The sequence below is a fragment of the Kribbella lupini genome, from assembly GCF_039529595.1.
In the GTDB taxonomy this organism is placed as follows: Bacteria; Actinomycetota; Actinomycetes; order Propionibacteriales; family Kribbellaceae; genus Kribbella; species Kribbella lupini.
The window spans coordinates 500,131-516,432 of the sequence record NZ_BAAANC010000003.1 but is presented as its reverse complement, the minus strand read 5'-3'; the positions used below and the strand labels follow the sequence as shown (position 1 = coordinate 516,432).

Sequence of the window (16,302 nt, the reverse complement as noted above, 5' to 3'; positions counted from 1 at the left end):
GCCCGTTGTGCCGTCCGGCGGCGATCAGGGGTTCAGAGCTGTACCCCGCTGTTGGCCGCGACGGTCGGCCGCGCGGGTTTGCCGTCGCGAGGCGGAGTGCGGCGGCTAGCGGACGTACGGCGCACCACGCGGCGCACGGCGTGCCGGCGAAGCTTTTCCGTGGGGCTGGGGGAGCACTTACCGATCGTCGTACGCCAGCCGACAGTCCCGCCCGTGGGATGGAACGCGGGGCATGGTGGCTGGTGCGGGGCTGGTTGCGGTAGCTCGTTGTCCCCGGGGTGTGCCTGCCGATCGCCGTGCGCCAGCCGACAGCCCCGCCCGTGGGTTGGAACGTCAGGCGTGGTGGTTGGTGCAGGGCTGGTTGCGGTAGCTCCTTGTGCCCGGGTGTGCCTGCCGATCGCCGTGCGCCAGCCGACAGCCCCGCCCGTGGGATGGATCGTCAGGCGTGGTGGTTGGTGCAGAGCTGGATGCGGCAGCTCCTTGTTCCTCGCCCCGGGAGCTCAGAAGCCCAGCTGTTGCCGGATCGTCGCCAGCGTGTGGGCGGACTCCAGGGTGTGTTCCGTGTCCGCCGCCGCGACCGCCTGGGCCAGCGCGTCGGTGACGACGATCGACGTGAGGACCTCGGCGGTGATGCCGGTGACCGTGTTGGGGACGTGCATGGCGACGGTCACGTCGCCGGCGAGGCGTTCGGCGACCTTCTGCTCCGAGAGCAGGATGATGTGCGCGCCGACCGCGCGGGCGCGGGCGATGACGGACTCGGCGTCGACGATCAGGCGGCCGGGGGCGATCACCACGACGACGTCGCCGTGCTGGATGCCGAGCAGGTCGTCGGCCAGGCGGAAGCCCGAGTTGGTGATCGCGCGCGCGGTGCGGCCGAGGCGGCGGAGCTTCAGGGTCAGGTGCTCGGCGGCGACGTAGTTCGCGCCGAAGCCGTACGAGACGATCTCGCGGGCGTCGAGCAGGAGGCGGACGGCTTCGGCGTACGCGTCCAGCGGGAAGCCCTCGTTGAGGAACTCGATCCGCTCGATCGCCTCGGTGATCACCTTGTCCCAGACGTGCTTGGGGTCGCCGCCGGTGGACGTGATCCGGTCCCGCAGCCGCTGCTCGCGCTGCGCGGTGCCGAACGGTGAGGCGACCTTGTCCTTCAGCTCGGCCAGGCCCTTGTAACCGAGCGCCTGCAGCGTGCGGATCACGGTGGCGTTGCTGGTCCGGCTCTCGACGCCCAGATCGGCCGCGGACAGGTAGAGCAGCCGCTCGGGGGAGATCTCGGACAGCGACCGGCAGACCGCCTGGGCGGCGGGGGTGAACTCGTCCCAGTGGTCACGAATGCGGGCGCGAAGCTCCGCGATCGCCGGGTTCTTTGCTGTAACCCCTGTTACCTCATCGGTCATTTGTGTATCATCCGATCCCATCGAGCCTGTAACGAACCGTTCAAAAGACGGTGCCCCTGTAATGCCATGGTAAGTCCCCACAAGGAGTTCCGTCCTGATGAGGATCATCGAGGTGTCGAGTCCGTCGGCCTATGATCGCGGACTGCAGTACGGTCGCGCAGCCGCCGACCTGGTCGGAGCGTCGATCGCGTACTACCAGGCCGCGTTCGAGGTGCAGCTCGGCCGGACCTGGACCGAGATCCAGGCCCTGTCCGCGCCGTGGGAACGGCTCGTCGCCGGCGACTTCCCCGAACTGTACGAGGAGATGCGGGGCATCGCGGCCGGCGCGGGCGTCACCGTCCGCGAGATCGTCGTCCTGAACTGCCGTGGCGAGATCGTGTACGACGCCGCGACGTACCGCAAGGACCCTCAAAGCCAAGATGACGGCTGCACCTCCTTCTCGATCACCGACGAGGCAGCGGCCGACGGCCACGTCTACGCCGGCCAGAACTGGGACTGGCGGCACGCCGTCAAGGACACCGTCGTCGTGCTCAAGGTCGTCCAGCCGCCCAAGCCGACCGTGATCATCCAGACCGAGGCCGGCCAGATCGGCCGGCACGGTGCCAGCAGCAACGGCTTCGCGCTGAACGCGAACGGCCTCGGGGGCCGTTTCGACGACACCGTCGGCGTCCCGCAGACGGTGATCCGGCGCCTCGTCCTGGACTCCACGACGATCTCCGACGCGCTCAAGGTGCTGATCCGCACGCGAGCGCACATCGCGAGCAACGCGCTGCTGACCGACCGATCCGGGTTCAGCATCGACCTCGAGACCACCCCGGGCGCCCACGGCTGGGAGTACCCGGTCGACGGGTTGCTTGTGCACGGCAACCACTACCAGGCGTTCGTGCCGCCGCAGCTGGCGGCGCAGCACCGACCGATGTCCCCGGACTCACTGCTCCGGGTCCCACAGGCCCGGAGGGGACTGAAAGCAGCGGCCACCACCACCGACGTACCGAAAGCAGTCCGTAGCGCGATGTCGGACCACCTGGGGCAGCCCGACTCGCTCTGCGCCCATCCCGACGATCGGCTCGGCGCGCTGAGCCAATGGTCGACCGTGCTGTCCAGCCTGGTCGATCTCACCACCGGCGACTACCGCGTCGCAGCAGGCACCCCGTGCGAGCACGACTACGAGCTCGTGCCCTTCAATCTTTACGACTAGGAGTACCCATGTCCGCCTCCTCTCTGAAGAGGTTCACCACCGGTACGGCGCTGGCCGCGGCCGGCCTGCTCGTCGCCGCCGGGTGCGGTGACGGCAGCAGCCCCGCGCAGTCGCCGGTGCTGGACCAGATCAAGCTGGGCAACAGCACTCCGGCGGCCGCCGGTCAGCTCGACAAGGCGATCTGGTTCATGCCGAAGGAGCCGCGCTCGCTCGACCTGGACAACGACGCGGCGAACTCGCAGAGCGACCTGATCCTGGCCAACGTCTGCGACCGCCTGCTGCAACTGCAGCCCGACCTGACCCTGAAGCCGGGGCTGGCCGAGAAGTACGCCTGGAAGGACGCGACCACGCTGGTCTTCACGATCCGCCAGGGCGTCACCTTCCACGACGGCACCCCGCTGACGGCCGACGACGTGCTGTGGAGCCTGGACCGGCACCGCGCCGACGGCGCCGCCGAGTCCGACGAGTACGTGAACGTGACCGGGGTCAGCAAGACCGGCCCGAACGAGGTGACGGTCAAGTTCAAGCAGTCCGACGCGGTGTTCGTCGAGGCGATCGCCGGTGACGCGGGTGTCGTCCTGAGCCGCAAGGGTGTCGAGTCGCAGGGCAAGAAGTACGGCACGCCGGCCGGGACCGACGCCTGCACGGGACCGTTCCAGCTGAAGGAGTGGCAGTCCGGCAAGTCGATCACGCTGACCAAGGCGCCGAACTACTGGAACAAGCCGAAGGCCGCGAAGACCGACGAGATCACCTTCAAGTGGGGCAGCGATGACGTCATCGTCAACTCCCTGAAGACCGGTGAGGCGACCGGCTCGTACCTGGAGAACCTCTCCTCGGCGACCCAGCTCGCCACCGGCGGCGCGACCACGGTGAGCCAGGGCCCGGACACCCGGGTCTGGAGCATGATGATCACCGACCGCGGCGGCCTGAAGGACGTCCGGCTGCGCAAGGCGCTGGCGATGTCGATCGACCGGGCGGGCGTGGCCAAGGCGGCGTTCTCGGGTCTCGGCCAGCCGTGGAAGGAGCCGGTCGGTTCCGGTGCCTGGGGCTACGAGAAGGACAAGTTCAAGGCGGCGTACGACGCCCTGCCGGGACTGCCCGCCAAGCCCGAACAGTCCGACCTGGACGCGGCCAAGAAGCTGGTCCAGGAGGTCGGTGAGACCCAGCCGCTGATCATCGCCAGCGACGGTTCGCCGGTCCGCAACGTGATCGCCAACGCGTTCGTCGACGCCGCCCAGAAGATCGGGCTGAAGGCAACGATCACGCAGATCCCGACCGCGCAGTACGACCCGTACGACGAGGCGGTCCGCAAGAGCGTGGACGTCCTGAGCGACGACTACTTCGTCTCCAAGAACGACCCGGTCGGCTTCTACAAGAACGGCGCCAGCACCTCGACGGTGCAGTGGCTGCTCAACGACCCGGCGTACGACGCGCTGGTCAGCAAGGGCCGCGGCGCGCTGGACGACGCCGCCCGCGCCGGTATCGCGATCGAGCTGGCGAAGAAGTGGTCCGAGGCGATGCCGTGGATCCCGGTGGTGGACAGCCCGAGCACGGTGGCGCTGTCGTCGAAGGTGACCGGGGTCCCGGCCAGCGGTTGCTACCGCTACGCGCCGTGGGCCGCCGACCTGGGGACCAAGGGGGCCTGACGATGGTCGCACTGCGGCGCCTCGGCGCGATGGTGCTCACCCTGGTGATCAGCTCGTTCGTGATCTTCGCCGGGATGTACGCAGCGCCCGGTGACCCGGTCGCGTTCCTGATCGGCAACCCGGAGAACATGACACCGGAGCGGATCGCCGCGGTGCGGGCCGAGTACCACCTGGACCTGCCGTTCCTGCACCAGTACTGGATCTGGGCCACCGATCTGCTGCACGGGGACTTCGGGTCGTCGTTCGTCTACCAGCAGCCGGTCACCGACCTGCTCGGCAGCCGGCTGCCGGTGACGCTGTCCCTGGTCGCGTACTCCGGGGTGCTGTTCATCGTGATCGGTGTCCTGCTCGGCGTGGTGTCCGCGCTGCGCAAGGGGACGGCGGTCGACGCGTTCATCACCGGCATCACCACGTTCGCGACCTCGATCCCGAACTTCGTCGTCGCGGTGGTGCTGATCTCGGTGTTCGCGGTGAAGCTGCGCTGGTTCTCGGTGTCGGGTCCGGGCGAGGGGTTCCTCGGCCGGATCCATCACCTCACCCTGCCGGCCGTCGCGCTCGCGCTCGGCGCGATCGCGGTGGTCAGCCGGGTCACCCGGCAGACGATGGTCGAGCAGCAGAGCCTCGACCACGTCGAGGCGGCCCGCAGCTACGGTCTTCAGTCCCGGAAGACCGTGCTGCGGCACGTCCTGCGGAACTCCCTCGGCCCGATCGTGACGATGTGCGGGCTGATCCTGGCCGGCATGCTGGCCGGCACGGTCGTGGTCGAGGGCGTCTTCGGGCTGAACGGGATCGGCAGCCTGCTGGTGGAGGCGATCAACACCCACGACTTCCCGGTGGTGCAGGCGATCCTGCTCTACATGGTGGTCGCCTACATGGCCGTCACCGTGCTCGTCGACCTGATCTATCCGTTGCTCGACGCAAGGGTCCTGGCCAGGAGCGTCTCATGACCGTTGATCTGTCCGCGCCCGTCCTGACCGCGACGGCGACCCGCCGTCGCCAGGAGTGGCCGTTCTACCTCAGCGCCGCCGTCCTGGCGCTGGCCGTGATCGCCGCGATCTTCGCGCCGGTCGTGTCGCCGTTCGACCCGTCCCAGACCGACTTCGGCGCGCTCTGGCAGCCGCCGAACGCGACGCACTGGCTCGGCACCGACCAGCTGGGCCGCGACATCCTGTCGCGGATCATCCACGGCGCCCGGCCGAGCCTGCTCGGCGCGATCGCGCTGCTCGCGGTCGCGACCGTGATGGGTGTCCTGATCGGCATCACCGCCGCCTGGAAGGGCGGCTGGGTCGACACGGCGCTGAGCAGGGTGACCGATGTGATGTTCGCGTTCCCGGGGCTGCTGTTCGTCGTACTGGTGATCGCCGTGTTCGACCGCGGTCAGCTGACCTCGGTGCTCGGCATGGCGCTGGCCTACGCGCCGGCGATCGCCAAGTTCACCCGCGCGATCGCGCTGGAGGAGATGGCCCGCCCGTACGTTGACGCCTACCGGCTGCAAGGAGTCGGCGGGGCCGTGCTGTGCGGCAAGTACCTGCTGCCGAACCTGATGCCCACGCTCGTCGGCTACCTGGTCGTGCTGTTCGGCGAGGGCCTGATGAGTCTGGCCTCGCTGAACTTCCTCGGCTTCGGCTCGCAGCCGCCGAGCTCGGAGTGGGGCCTGATGGTGCAGGAAGGCCGGACCGGTGTGATCCAGGGCTTCGTCGGGCCGGCGTTGATCCCCGGTCTGACGATCGCGATCGTGGTGGTCGCGACCAACGTCATCGGCGTCCGGCTGTCCGACAAGCTGGCGGTGAGGAAATGAGCATGCTGCTCGAGATCGAGGACCTGACGCTGCGCGTCCCGACGGTGGAGATCCTGCGCGGGATCTCGCTGCAGGTGGCGACCGGTGAGACGGTCGGGCTGGTCGGTGAGTCCGGATCCGGCAAGTCGACCACCGCGCGCGCGGCGCTGCGGCTGTTCCCGGACGACGCGCAGGCCGGCGGCCGGGTCAGCGTCGGGGGAGTGGACGTGCTGTCCGCCGACGACGCGACCGTGCGGAACATCCGCGCGAACGACGCCGCGATGATCTTCCAGGCACCCCGTACGGCGCTCAACCCCGTACGGCGGATCGGCGACTCGGCGACCGAGCGGCTGGTCCAGGTGCACGGGCTGAACAAGAAGGCCGCGCGGTCCAAGCTGCTCACGCTGTTCGAGTACGTCGGGCTGAGGGATCCGGAGAGCCTGCTGCGGAAGTACCCGCACCAACTGTCGGGTGGGATGCTGCAGCGCGTCGTGATCGCGGCCGCGCTGAGCATCGACCCGAAGCTGCTGCTGGCCGACGAGGCCACCAGCGCGCTGGACGTGACGACGCAGGCCGAAGTGCTGGCCTTGCTCAAGCGTTTGCGCGGGGAACGGGATCTCGGCGTCCTGTTCATCACGCACGACCTGCACCTGGCGGCGGCGTACTGCGACCGGGTGTACGTGATGCGCGAGGGGCTGATCGTCGACCACCAGCCGGGGGCGACGATCTTCGAGAACCCGACCAACGAGTACACGCGGCAGCTGTCGGAAGCTGTTCCGACGCTGCCCGAGCAGGACGGCGAGGTGGTGACCCGATGACCGTGCTCGCGGTCGACAAGCTCTGCAAGACCTTCCACGGCAAGCGCGGACACGCGCCGGTGGTCGCCGCTCGCGACATCAGCTTCTCCGTCGAGGCCGGCGGTTCGCTCGGCGTCGTCGGCGAGTCCGGCTCCGGCAAGACCACGGTCGCCCGGATGCTGGTCGGCCTGTCCGCGCCCGACCAGGGCACGGTCACGGTCGACGGCCGCGAGGCCGGTCGCTCCGAGCGCGGCAAGGCCGCCCGGCTGCGTCGGGCCCGCGAGATCCAGATGGTGTTCCAGGATCCCTACACCTCGCTCGACCGCAGGCTCAGCGTCGAGTCCTGCCTGCGCGACGTCCTGAAGCGGCACCGCCCGGAGCTGGCCAAGGGCGCGGCGTCCGCCGAGGTCGCGAACCTGCTCGACCAGGTCGGCCTGGCGAGCAAGCTGGCCGCGTCCCGGCCGCACGAGCTCAGTGGTGGCCAGCGGCAACGAGTCGCGATCGCCCGGGCGCTCGCCGTACGGCCTAAGGTGCTCGTGCTGGACGAGGCGGTCTCCGCGCTGGACGTCTCGGTCCAGGCGAAGATCCTTGCCCTGCTCAACGAGATCCGCGACGCGCTCGGGATCGCGCTGGTGTTCGTCAGCCACGACCTCGCTGTGGTCGGCGAGGTCACCGATCACATCCTGGTGATGTACCGCGGCGACGACGTCGAGCAGAACGCGACGGCCGAACTGCTGCGCCGGCCACGACACCCCTACACCCAGATGCTGCTCTCCTCCGCCCCCGGACCCGGCTGGCAGCCGGAACGCGTGGCCGAGCTGCGGGCAGCGTTCGCACTCACCGAAGGACGGTCATGACCGACACCCAGCAGGTCGCCCCCACCGCTGCGTTCTACCAGCGCGGGTCGATCCCGATCTTCGCCTCGCAGGTCGACCCTCGGCTCCACTACCTGCTCTACGTGCCGCAGCAGCTGAAGGACGACGACCAGGCGCCGCTGCTGGTCGTGCAGCACGGGACCGCGCGGACCGCGGCGAAGTACCGCGACCACCTGAAGCCGTTCGCCGACGAGCACGGTGTGGTCGTCCTGACGCCGATCTTCCCGGCCGGGCTGATCGACCCGACCGACCTGCACAACTTCAAGTTCATCGAGTACCGGGGGATCCGGTTCGACCGCATGCTGCTGTCGATCGTCGACGAGGTGGCCGAGCGGTTCCCGGTCGCGACGGACAAGTTCTTCCTGCACGGGTTCTCCGGCGGCGGGCAGTTCGTGCACCGGTTCCTCTACCTGCACCCCGAGCGGCTGGCCGCGGCGTCGATCGGCGCCCCCGGGCGGATCACGCAGCTGGACGACAAGCTCGACTGGTGGCTGGGGACGCGCGGCTTCGAAGAGAAGTTCGGGCAGGAGATCGACTTCGACGCGCTCCGCCGGGTGCCGATCCAGATGGTCGTCGGCAGCGAGGACGTCGAGACCTGGGAGATCAACAACCCGGGCGAGTCCAACTGGATGGACGGCGTCGAGAAGACCGGCAGCACCCGGATCGAGCGCCTGCGCACCCTCGAGGCCAACTTCCGTTCCCACGGCCTGGACGTCACCTTCGACCTCGTCGACGGCGCCGCCCACTCCGGGAGCCTGATGCTTCCCACGGTCACCCGCTGGATGGCGCCGCTGATGAGAACCGAGGCCTGACCGCCGTCCGGCCTGATCGTTCCCTCGCGGTCCGGCCGGACCTGCCGGCGGTGCATCCCGGTCCCTGCCCCGGGGTGCGCCGCCCACTCACGCGGCGACGCGGGTGCGGTTCTTCTCGGCCCAGACGGCCCGGCGCAGCTTCGCCTTGTCCGGGTAGCCGGCCGCCTGGCCGATCAGGTAGACGTCGTGGCTGCGCATGTTCACCATGCCCGCGACGTACCAGACCGGGTTGCCCTCGGCCAGCATGGTGATGATCATCTGGTTGGCGCTGTTCTCGTTCATGCTGACCCTCTCCTTTGGTGTCTGGCTCTTACTGGTACGTCGGACCAGAACCCCCGAAATCGACACGGCCGAAAAGAAAACTATGAGTAGTTGTCAACGCAGGCAGTGACCGTTGGGCGCACCGATCGACCGCTCAGCGGACAGGTATTCGAGAATCGCCGTCTCGGTTTCGAGCTGACCCTTCGGCAGCGATAGATTTGAAGGCCCCCCACGTGTGGAGGTCCCACTCCCCCCGGGACCCGCACGGGCGAGTGCCCCGATCCAAGGTCGGGGCACTCGTTTTTCAGTTACCGGCGGCGCGCCGCCGGTAGAGCACGGACGCGAAGGTCACCGAGAAGACCAGCAATCCGCCGCACCAGGCCAGCGCGATCCACGCGCTGCTGCCCAGCGGCGTACCGGTCAGGAAGCTGCGCACGGTCTCGATCACCGGCGTGATCGGCTGGTGCTCGCTGATCGGACGCAGCCAGCGCGGCATCGTCTCGGGCTGCACGAACGCGCTGCTCAGGTACGGCAGGAACAGCATGAAGAAACTCAGTGTGCTCGCCGACTCGACCGTCTTCGCGATCACGCCGAGGCCGGCCGCGAGCCACGACAGTGCGATCACGTACAGCGCCAGCAGCCCGATCGCGCCGAACCACTCGGCGACCGACGCGTTCGGCCGAAAGCCCATCGCCAGCGCGGCCAGCAGCACGATCGCCGTCGAGACCGCGTTCCGCGCGACGCTGGCCGTGACGTGCCCGGTCAGTACGGCGAAGCTGCGCACCGGCAGCGACCGGAGCCGGTCGATCATGCCCTTGGTCATGTCGTCGGCCACCGCCATCGCGGTGTTCGACGCGCCGTACCCGGTGGTCAGCAGCAGGATCCCGGGCACCACGTAGTTGATGTACGCCGTACCGGTCTCGATCGCGCCGCCGAACACGTAGACGAACAGCGTCATCATCAGCAACGGCAGCAGGATCGACACGAACAGGGTGTCCACGTTGCGCCGGCTCAGCCGGACGCTCCGGTCGATCATCGTCACGGTGTCGCTCACCGCGGCACCGAATCCCTCGTGGCTCATACCGGCTCCTTGGCGGTCAGGGTGAGGAACACGTCGTCGAGCGTCGGCCGGTGCGACGAGACCCGCGCCGGCTGCAGAGCCTGCGCGCGAAGGTCGTCCAGTACGGCATGCAGGTGCGCCGCCGTACCGTCGGACGGCAGGTTGACCAGTACGCCGTCCGCGAGGCCGTCGAGCGTGCGCGCGGCCTGCTGCGCGTCGGCCGGGTCGGTGAAGTACAGCTCGATCCGCTCGCCGCCGATCTGCGTCTTCAACGCGTCGGCGGTCCCGGCCGCGGTGATCCGGCCGTGGTCGAGCAGCACGATCCGGTCGGCCAGGCGGTCGGCCTCCTCGAGGTACTGCGTGGTGAGCAGGATCGTCGTACCGTCGCGGACCAGCTCGCCGATCGCCTCCCACATCGTCAGCCGGCTGGCCGGGTCGAGACCGGTGGTCGGCTCGTCCAGGAAGATCACCCGCGGCCGGCCGATCAGGCTCATCGCCAGGTCGAGGCGGCGGCGCATGCCGCCGGAGTAGGTCTTCACCCGGCGGTCCATCGCGGTGGTGAGGCCGAAGCGTTCGAGCAGCTCGCTGGTACGGCGGCGGGCGGCGTCGCGGCCGAGGTGCATCAGGCGGCCGACCATGACGAGGTTCTCGCGGCCGGTCTGGTTGTCGTCGACGGCGGCGTACTGGCCGGTCAGGCTGATCACGCCGCGGACCTTCGGCGCCGCGCGAACGACGTCGTACCCGGCGATGGTGGCGGTGCCGGCGGTCGGGCGGGTGAGGGTGGTGAGGATCCGGACGGTGGTGGTCTTGCCGGCGCCGTTCGGGCCGAGCAGGGCGACCACCTCGCCCTCGCGGACGGTCAGGTCGACCCGGGACAGCACCTCGGCGCCGCCGTACGACTTGGTCAGGCCGGTGGCCTCGACGATCATGGCTTCCCCCTTACTGCGTATTGGGTACGCTAAATAGCGTAGCAGGTACGCAGTACACGTTCCTAGACTGAGGCGGTGGAGATGAGCGAGCTGCCCGCCGACGTGGTGCTGATGTGGGGACTGCGGGACGCCTCGCGCCGGGGCCCGAAGCCGTCGCTGACGACCGAGGACATCACCCGCGCGGCGATCGAGCTCGCGGACGCCGAGGGGCTCGCGGCGGTCTCGATGGCGCGCGTGGCCGAGCGGCTGGGCAACTCGACGATGGCGCTCTACCGGCACGTGAAGAGCAAGGACGAGCTGCTGACGCTGATGTCGGACGCCGCGCTCGAGGAGCCGTCGCCGCTGCCCGACGGTGTGGACTGGCGCACCGGGCTGACCTTCTGGGCCGACAACGTGCTGACGACCCTGCGGCAGCACCGCTGGTACGCCGAGATCCCGATCTCGGGTCCGCCGGCCGGACCGGGCAACCTCGCGTGGTTCGACGCGGCGCTAGGTGCGCTTGCCGACACGGGCCTGAGCGAGGAAGGCAAGGTCGGCGTCGTCATGGGCCTGATGACCTACGTCCACGGCCAGATCCGCCTCTCGGTCGACCTCGCCGCCGGCTTCACCGACAATCCCGCCGCCTTCAACCAGTACGGCGCAGTGCTCAAACAGGTCGTCGACCGCCGCCGCCTCCCCGCCGTGGCCCGCGTGCTGGACGCCGGCGTCTTCGACCCGGTCGTCACGTTCGACGAGTCCGACGACCAGGACTTCGACTTCGGCCTCCAGCTCTACCTCGACGGCGTCGCCGGCTTCATCGAACGCACGTGTAGCTAGTTGAGGTGGAGGACGGCGTCTGCTGCTGGTTTGGTGGAGGCGATCAGCTGGGCGTTGCGTTCGTCGGAGCCGTGCGTGCGGGCGTGGGCCTCTTCGGGGGAGCGGCCGAAGCGGCGGTGGCGGGCTTCCAGGCGGGCGTGGCGGACGTCGTTGGGTAGGTCGATGTACCAGACCTCGTCGATCAGTTGCCGGCCTGTTGTCCAGGGCGCTTGGTCCAGCAACAGGTAGTTGCCTTCGGTGACGATCAGGTCGATCTCCGGGCCGACTCCGATGCTGGCGGCGATCGAGTCCTCCAGTTGCCGGTCGAACCGCGGCGCCCAGACGGTGTCCTCGCGCTGTTTGAGCCGTCTGAGCAACGCGACGAAGCCTGCAGCGTCGAACGTGTGGGGTGCGCCCTTCACGTCCGCCAAACCGAGCGCCTCCAGCGCGGACTGCGCGAGGTGGTACCCGTCCATCGGCACCAACGCGACCTTCAGCCCGTCCGCGCTCAGCTCGGCGACCAGCTTTTCGGCGTACGTCGACTTGCCGGCGGCCGGCGCGCCGGTGACGCCGAGGATCGCCCGCTCGGATCGCTCGGCCAGCTCGACGGCGCGTTGGCGGGCGGCGGTCGGGTCGAGTGAGCGCATCCCCAGATCCTAGGCGTCGGACCAGAGCGTTCCGAGGTCGCTCGCGTGCTGCTCGCTGACCAACCGGCGTGCGATCGAGCCCGGGCCTTCGAGCTGCAGCGTCTGCGGCGCCTCCGGGAGGCGATGTCCGAGGGTGGTGATGCTGTCGAGGCATCGAGCGTCGCCCAGTACAGCCCATCCCGAGCGCACGCCAGGCGACAGATCCAAGTCCTCCACCAACAGCTCGCCGCACCGCTCGGCAGTGGCTGCTCGCATCCTCGTCCGCAGACGCCCGCCCGCCTCGCCGTGGCGCCCGAGAACCAGCGACTCCCGCAGCGTCGCCCGGCAGCCCTCGCCCAGCGTGACCGAAGTCGACCGCTCGACATCAGCCCCCTCGGCGACGACGAACGGCTCCCCGTGCCAGCTCAGCTCGGCGCCGTCCGTCAGTGTGACGTCCACGTTCCACCGAGCCGACCCACCTCGCATCGCATACGCAACAGTGCCGGCGGTCTCCACGATCTCCAGCCGGAGCTTGCCGTGGGCAACCACCTCGATCCGCACCTCGTCCCCGGCAAGAAGCAACGCACCTGCGGCAACCAGCGCGACCCGCACCACGCCGTACGGCGCCGGCAACCGCCGGGGGGAGAGGTCGCCGGTCCGCAGCACACACCGATCCCGCACCGGATCGGCAGCAACCTCAATGCGAGTGAGCATGCAACCCAACGCCCGCATCGGCATCGGCGTGCGCGCCGCTCGTGCTGTGCACGTGGGTGAGGACCTCGCCGTCTTCGCCCACGTGCGAGTGCGGCGCCATCGGGCCCGGATCGACCGGCACATGTCCACCCCCACGCACCGTCGCCGCCATCTCCAGCACCCAGCGCTTCAGCTCGGCGACCGACTCTGGGTCGGTGCGTGACAGCGCCAGCACCGGCTTCCCGGCGCGCGCGGCCTCCGCGTCGGCGACCATCTGGGGAACGTCCACCCCGACGTACGGCGCCAGATCCGTCTTGTTGACCACCAGCAGATCGGCGCGCGCGATCCCCGGTCCGCCCTTGCGGGCGACATCCCCACCGCCCGCGACATCCAGGACGAAGATCTGGGCGTCGACGAGCGCGGGGGAGAACGTCGCGGTCAGGTTGTCGCCGCCGGACTCGACCAGGACGACGTCGAGCGGGGCGAAGTCGCGTTCGAGGTCCTCGACGGCGATCAGGTTCGGGGTGACGTCGTCGCGGATCGCGGTGTGCGGGCAGGCGCCGGTCTCAACCGCGCGGATCCGTTCGGCGTCGAGCACCCCGGCCGAGCGCAGCAGCCGCGCGTCCTCGTCGGTGTAGATGTCGTTGGTGATCACGCCGAGCCGCAGCTCGGCGGCGAGCTCGCGACAGACGGTGGCGATCAGCGAGCTCTTCCCGGTACCGACCGGTCCCGCGACACCGAGCCGGAACGACCTGCTGGACTCAGGCATGGAACAACCTCATTCTCTCGATGGAGTGGTTCTGAGCGAACACGTCGATCAGCGGAGCCCCGTACGCCGGTACGTCGGCCGCCCGCGTCAGCCCGGCCACGTCGGCGACCAGGTCCTCGATGTCGGGGTGTACCGCGGCCAACCAGCACGCCGCGTCGAGCGGATCGACCGGCAGCAGCTTGAGCGACGCCGCGACGACAGTCTGCGCGTCGTCGTACGCGACCAGTCGGGCGGTCTGCGCTGCGGACAACCCGTTGACCGCGGCAACTACGCCGACGACGATCGGTCGCGGCACTTCAGCGTCAGCTTGCAGATGATGCAGCACTTGCGGCCAGACCCGGCCGGCCAGTCGAAGGTACGCACGGCCCTGGCGTCGCGAAACCTCGCGAAGTGCCTGGCTGGGAACGCGGGCCGCCCAGGCGTGTTCCAGAGCGGCAAGTTCTTCGGTCAGCTGACGAGCGACCACCGCCGTGCCGGCCTCCACGCGCGTCACCGTGCGCAGCCGGTCTCGCGCGTACTGCTCGACCTCGGCCAGCTTGTTGCCGTCAGCCCCCAGTCCGGCGCGAACCGCGGGCTCCAAGCCGGCGGACTGGGTATGACCGCCGGTGGGAAGTCGCGCGTCGGCCAGCATCATCGCGACGAGCTCGGGGGAGCCCATCAGAACATCTGGTACAGCTGGGCGAGGGGCAACCGATCGGCCGGCGCCGGCTCGATCAGGTCGCCGTCGACGGTGATCGCGAACGTCTCCGGATCGATCTCGATCGACGGCAACGCGTCGTTGTTCTTCATCTGCGCCTTGCCGACGTCGCGCGTCGGGCGGACGGCGAGCAGTTCGCGCCGCAGCTCGAGGCGCTCGGCCAGGCCGTTCTCGAGCGCCGCCGGAGCGACGAACGAGTACGACGTCCGCGCGCCGATCGCGTCCCCGAAGGCCGGCCGCATCAGCACCGGCTGCGGCGTTGGGATCGAGGCGTTCGGATCGCCGAGCGCGGCCCACGCGATCGTCCCGCCCTTGATCACCAGGGCGGGCCGGACCCCGAAGAACGCGGGCTCCCACAAAGTCAGGTCAGCCAGCTTGCCGGGTTCCACCGACCCCACCAGGTGGTCGATGCCATGGGCGATTGCCGGATTGATCGTGTACTTGGCGACGTACCGCCGGACCCGATCGTTGTCGGCGGGCGCACCGAGGTCCAGCCGTCCTCGACGGTGCTTCATCACGTGGGCGACCTGCCACGTCCGCGTGATCACCTCACCGATGCGCCCCATCGCCTGCGCGTCCGACGAGGTGATCGACAGCGCACCCAGATCGTGCAGGACGTCCTCCGCCGCGATCGTGGTCGCGCGAATCCGGGACTCGGCGAAGGCGAGGTCCTCGGGCACCTCCGGGTTGAGATGGTGGCAGACCATGAGCATGTCCAGATGCTCGGCGACGGTGTTGACGGTGTGCGGCAGCGTCGGGTTCGTCGAGCCGGGGATGACGTGCGGGTACGCCGCGATGGAGAGGATGTCGGGCGCATGCCCACCACCGGCACCTTCGACGTGGAACGCGTGGATCGACCGACCGGCGATCGCGCCCAGCGTGGACTCGACGAAGCCGGCCTCGTTCAGCGAGTCCGCGTGCAAGGCGACCTGCAGGCCCCAGTCGTCGGCGGCCTGCAGAGCCGCGTTGATCGCCGCGGGGGTCGAGCCCCAGTCCTCATGGACCTTGTAACCGGCCGCGCCCGCCAGCGCCTGTTCGGCAAGTCCCTCGGCGCTGACGGTGTTTCCTTTGCCGAGCAGCAGCACGTTCAGCGGGAAGTCGTCGAGAGCCCGGTGCAACTGCTGAAGGTGCCAGGCGCCTGGAGTGACAGTGGTCGCCTTCGACCCTTCGCTCGGCCCGGTCCCACCGCCGACGATCGTGGTGATCCCCGACGCGCTCGCCTCGTGCAGCTGCGACGGCGACAGCAGATGGACGTGCGAGTCGATCCCACCGGCGGTGAGGATCCGGCCTTCGCCCGCGATCACGTCCGTCGACGGACCGATCCGCAGGTCCGGGTGGATGCCGTCGGCAATGTCCGGGTTCCCCGCCTTGCCGAGGGCGACAATCCGACCGTCCCGGATTCCGACGTCGGCGCGCACGATGCCCCACCAGTCGACCACCAGCACGTTCGTGATCACCGTGTCGGGCGCACCTTCGGCCCGCGTCGTCGTCCCCTGACCCATCGACTCGCGAATCGACTTCCCACCGCCGAACACCACTTCTTCACCGCCGACCGTCAGGTCCCGTTCCACCTCCACCCACAGATCGGTGTCACCCAGTCGCACCTGATCGCCGACGGTCGGTCCGTACAAAGCGGCGTACGCCGCACGCGAGATCTCAACCATGCTTGACCTGCAGACCCGGTACGACGCGCCGCCCGCGCAGCGCGACCGCGGCGACCTCGCGGGACGCCCCAGGCTCGAAGCGCTGGGAGGTTCCGGCCGGAAGATCGAGCCGGAAGCCGTCGGCGGCCTCGCGGTCGAAGGCGAGCGCCGAGTTGGCGTCGGGCAGGTGCAGGTGCGAGCCGATCTGCACGGGACGATCGCCGGTGTTGAGGATCACCAGCCGCAGCCGTTCGGACGGCGTACGGTCGGCGTTCAGTTCGATCGTGCCGGGGGCAACCCGGATGGCACCAGGGCCTTCAGTGGACACGGGAA

General features: G+C 69.4%; 18 protein-coding genes. 8 read left to right on the top strand and 10 right to left on the bottom strand.

Annotated features, from left to right (window positions below):
- Positions 1 to 500: 500 nt before the first annotated feature.
- The gene (locus ABD235_RS28610; RefSeq protein ID WP_344179690.1) at positions 501 to 1,391 is read right to left on the bottom strand and encodes a MurR/RpiR family transcriptional regulator; all 891 of its coding nucleotides are present in this window, start codon (positions 1,389 to 1,391) and stop codon (positions 501 to 503) included.
- Positions 1,392 to 1,488: 97 nt separating this feature from the next.
- Here ABD235_RS28610 and ABD235_RS28605 point away from each other — a divergent pair, with 97 nt between their 5' ends.
- From ABD235_RS28605 to ABD235_RS28575, 7 genes are read left to right on the top strand one after another with little or no spacing between them, the layout of a single operon-like run.
- The gene (locus tag ABD235_RS28605) at positions 1,489 to 2,589 is read left to right on the top strand and encodes a C45 family autoproteolytic acyltransferase/hydrolase (RefSeq protein WP_344179689.1); all 1,101 of its coding nucleotides are present in this window, start codon (positions 1,489 to 1,491) and stop codon (positions 2,587 to 2,589) included.
- An 8-nt stretch (positions 2,590 to 2,597) separates the two neighbouring features.
- Positions 2,598 to 4,235, top strand: a complete 1,638-nt coding sequence (locus ABD235_RS28600; protein WP_344179688.1) for an ABC transporter substrate-binding protein — start codon at positions 2,598 to 2,600, stop codon at positions 4,233 to 4,235.
- A gap of 2 nt (positions 4,236 to 4,237) precedes the next feature.
- Complete coding sequence (locus ABD235_RS28595) at positions 4,238 to 5,182, top strand: ABC transporter permease (protein ID WP_344179687.1); 945 nt, start codon at positions 4,238 to 4,240, stop codon at positions 5,180 to 5,182.
- Positions 5,179 to 6,033, top strand: a complete 855-nt coding sequence (locus ABD235_RS28590; RefSeq protein ID WP_344179686.1) for an ABC transporter permease — start codon at positions 5,179 to 5,181, stop codon at positions 6,031 to 6,033. The genes ABD235_RS28595 and ABD235_RS28590 overlap by 4 nt, the downstream gene beginning before the upstream one ends.
- Entirely contained in the window at positions 6,030 to 6,830 is an 801-nt protein-coding gene (locus tag ABD235_RS28585) for an ABC transporter ATP-binding protein (protein ID WP_344179685.1), read from the top strand. Before ABD235_RS28590 ends, ABD235_RS28585 begins: the two co-directional genes overlap by 4 nt.
- Positions 6,827 to 7,666, top strand: a complete 840-nt coding sequence (locus tag ABD235_RS28580) for an ABC transporter ATP-binding protein (protein WP_344179684.1) — start codon at positions 6,827 to 6,829, stop codon at positions 7,664 to 7,666. The genes ABD235_RS28585 and ABD235_RS28580 overlap by 4 nt, the downstream gene beginning before the upstream one ends.
- Positions 7,663 to 8,496 (top strand): alpha/beta hydrolase family protein, encoded by an 834-nt coding sequence (locus ABD235_RS28575; RefSeq protein WP_344179683.1) that lies wholly within the window; start codon positions 7,663 to 7,665, stop codon positions 8,494 to 8,496. The genes ABD235_RS28580 and ABD235_RS28575 overlap by 4 nt, the downstream gene beginning before the upstream one ends.
- 87 nt (positions 8,497 to 8,583) lie before the next feature.
- Here the strand turns inward: ABD235_RS28575 and ABD235_RS28570 are convergent, their stop codons facing one another.
- The 3 genes from ABD235_RS28570 to ABD235_RS28560 all read right to left on the bottom strand — a co-directional run bounded on the left by ABD235_RS28570 (position 8,584) and on the right by ABD235_RS28560 (position 10,746).
- Positions 8,584 to 8,778 (bottom strand): hypothetical protein, encoded by a 195-nt coding sequence (locus ABD235_RS28570; RefSeq protein WP_344179682.1) that lies wholly within the window; start codon positions 8,776 to 8,778, stop codon positions 8,584 to 8,586.
- A gap of 283 nt (positions 8,779 to 9,061) precedes the next feature.
- Complete coding sequence (locus tag ABD235_RS28565) at positions 9,062 to 9,838, bottom strand: ABC transporter permease (RefSeq protein WP_344179681.1); 777 nt, start codon at positions 9,836 to 9,838, stop codon at positions 9,062 to 9,064.
- The gene (locus tag ABD235_RS28560) at positions 9,835 to 10,746 is read right to left on the bottom strand and encodes an ATP-binding cassette domain-containing protein (protein WP_344179680.1); all 912 of its coding nucleotides are present in this window, start codon (positions 10,744 to 10,746) and stop codon (positions 9,835 to 9,837) included. Before ABD235_RS28560 ends, ABD235_RS28565 begins: the two co-directional genes overlap by 4 nt.
- A gap of 81 nt (positions 10,747 to 10,827) precedes the next feature.
- Here ABD235_RS28560 and ABD235_RS28555 point away from each other — a divergent pair, with 81 nt between their 5' ends.
- Positions 10,828 to 11,562 (top strand): TetR/AcrR family transcriptional regulator, encoded by a 735-nt coding sequence (locus tag ABD235_RS28555; RefSeq protein ID WP_344181330.1) that lies wholly within the window; start codon positions 10,828 to 10,830, stop codon positions 11,560 to 11,562.
- On the opposite strand, the gene ABD235_RS28550 is transcribed toward ABD235_RS28555, so the two are convergent.
- From ABD235_RS28550 to ureB, 6 genes are read right to left on the bottom strand one after another with little or no spacing between them, the layout of a single operon-like run.
- Complete coding sequence (locus ABD235_RS28550) at positions 11,559 to 12,188, bottom strand: nucleoside/nucleotide kinase family protein (protein ID WP_344179679.1); 630 nt, start codon at positions 12,186 to 12,188, stop codon at positions 11,559 to 11,561. The genes ABD235_RS28555 and ABD235_RS28550 overlap by 4 nt on opposite strands.
- Positions 12,189 to 12,197: 9 nt before the next feature.
- Complete coding sequence (locus tag ABD235_RS28545; protein ID WP_344179678.1) at positions 12,198 to 12,881, bottom strand: urease accessory protein UreD; 684 nt, start codon at positions 12,879 to 12,881, stop codon at positions 12,198 to 12,200.
- A complete protein-coding gene (gene ureG / locus ABD235_RS28540; RefSeq protein WP_344179677.1) occupies positions 12,865 to 13,629 on the bottom strand; it encodes an urease accessory protein UreG in 765 nt (254 codons plus the stop codon). The genes ABD235_RS28545 and ureG overlap by 17 nt, the downstream gene beginning before the upstream one ends.
- Positions 13,622 to 14,287 carry an urease accessory protein UreF gene (locus tag ABD235_RS28535; protein WP_344179676.1) on the bottom strand — a complete coding sequence of 222 codons (666 nt, stop codon included), beginning with the start codon at positions 14,285 to 14,287 and terminating at the stop codon, positions 13,622 to 13,624. Before ABD235_RS28535 ends, ureG begins: the two co-directional genes overlap by 8 nt.
- Positions 14,287 to 15,990 carry an urease subunit alpha gene (locus ABD235_RS28530; RefSeq protein WP_344179675.1) on the bottom strand — a complete coding sequence of 568 codons (1,704 nt, stop codon included), beginning with the start codon at positions 15,988 to 15,990 and terminating at the stop codon, positions 14,287 to 14,289. Before ABD235_RS28530 ends, ABD235_RS28535 begins: the two co-directional genes overlap by 1 nt.
- Positions 15,983 to 16,297, bottom strand: a complete 315-nt coding sequence (gene ureB / locus ABD235_RS28525) for an urease subunit beta (RefSeq protein WP_344179674.1) — start codon at positions 16,295 to 16,297, stop codon at positions 15,983 to 15,985. Before ureB ends, ABD235_RS28530 begins: the two co-directional genes overlap by 8 nt.
- Between the last annotated feature and the right edge of the window lie 5 nt (positions 16,298 to 16,302).

Excerpts from the sequence above, each read along its gene's own strand:
- ABD235_RS28610 (WP_344179690.1), bottom strand. The coding sequence starts at position 1,391 with ATGACCGATGAGGTAACAGGGGTTACAGCAAAGAACCCGGCGATCGCG.
- ABD235_RS28605 (WP_344179689.1), top strand. The coding sequence starts at position 1,489 with ATGAGGATCATCGAGGTGTCGAGTCCGTCGGCCTATGATCGCGGACTG.
- ABD235_RS28600 (WP_344179688.1), top strand. The coding sequence starts at position 2,598 with ATGTCCGCCTCCTCTCTGAAGAGGTTCACCACCGGTACGGCGCTGGCC.
- ABD235_RS28595 (WP_344179687.1), top strand. The coding sequence starts at position 4,238 with ATGGTCGCACTGCGGCGCCTCGGCGCGATGGTGCTCACCCTGGTGATC.
- ABD235_RS28590 (WP_344179686.1), top strand. The coding sequence starts at position 5,179 with ATGACCGTTGATCTGTCCGCGCCCGTCCTGACCGCGACGGCGACCCGC.
- ABD235_RS28585 (WP_344179685.1), top strand. The coding sequence starts at position 6,030 with ATGAGCATGCTGCTCGAGATCGAGGACCTGACGCTGCGCGTCCCGACG.
- ABD235_RS28580 (WP_344179684.1), top strand. The coding sequence starts at position 6,827 with ATGACCGTGCTCGCGGTCGACAAGCTCTGCAAGACCTTCCACGGCAAG.
- ABD235_RS28575 (WP_344179683.1), top strand. The coding sequence starts at position 7,663 with ATGACCGACACCCAGCAGGTCGCCCCCACCGCTGCGTTCTACCAGCGC.
- ABD235_RS28570 (WP_344179682.1), bottom strand. The coding sequence starts at position 8,778 with ATGAACGAGAACAGCGCCAACCAGATGATCATCACCATGCTGGCCGAG.
- ABD235_RS28565 (WP_344179681.1), bottom strand. The coding sequence starts at position 9,838 with ATGAGCCACGAGGGATTCGGTGCCGCGGTGAGCGACACCGTGACGATG.
- ABD235_RS28560 (WP_344179680.1), bottom strand. The coding sequence starts at position 10,746 with ATGATCGTCGAGGCCACCGGCCTGACCAAGTCGTACGGCGGCGCCGAG.
- ABD235_RS28555 (WP_344181330.1), top strand. The coding sequence starts at position 10,828 with ATGAGCGAGCTGCCCGCCGACGTGGTGCTGATGTGGGGACTGCGGGAC.
- ABD235_RS28550 (WP_344179679.1), bottom strand. The coding sequence starts at position 12,188 with ATGCGCTCACTCGACCCGACCGCCGCCCGCCAACGCGCCGTCGAGCTG.
- ABD235_RS28545 (WP_344179678.1), bottom strand. The coding sequence starts at position 12,881 with ATGCTCACTCGCATTGAGGTTGCTGCCGATCCGGTGCGGGATCGGTGT.
- ureG (WP_344179677.1), bottom strand. The coding sequence starts at position 13,629 with ATGCCTGAGTCCAGCAGGTCGTTCCGGCTCGGTGTCGCGGGACCGGTC.
- ABD235_RS28535 (WP_344179676.1), bottom strand. The coding sequence starts at position 14,287 with ATGGGCTCCCCCGAGCTCGTCGCGATGATGCTGGCCGACGCGCGACTT.
- ABD235_RS28530 (WP_344179675.1), bottom strand. The coding sequence starts at position 15,990 with ATGGTTGAGATCTCGCGTGCGGCGTACGCCGCTTTGTACGGACCGACC.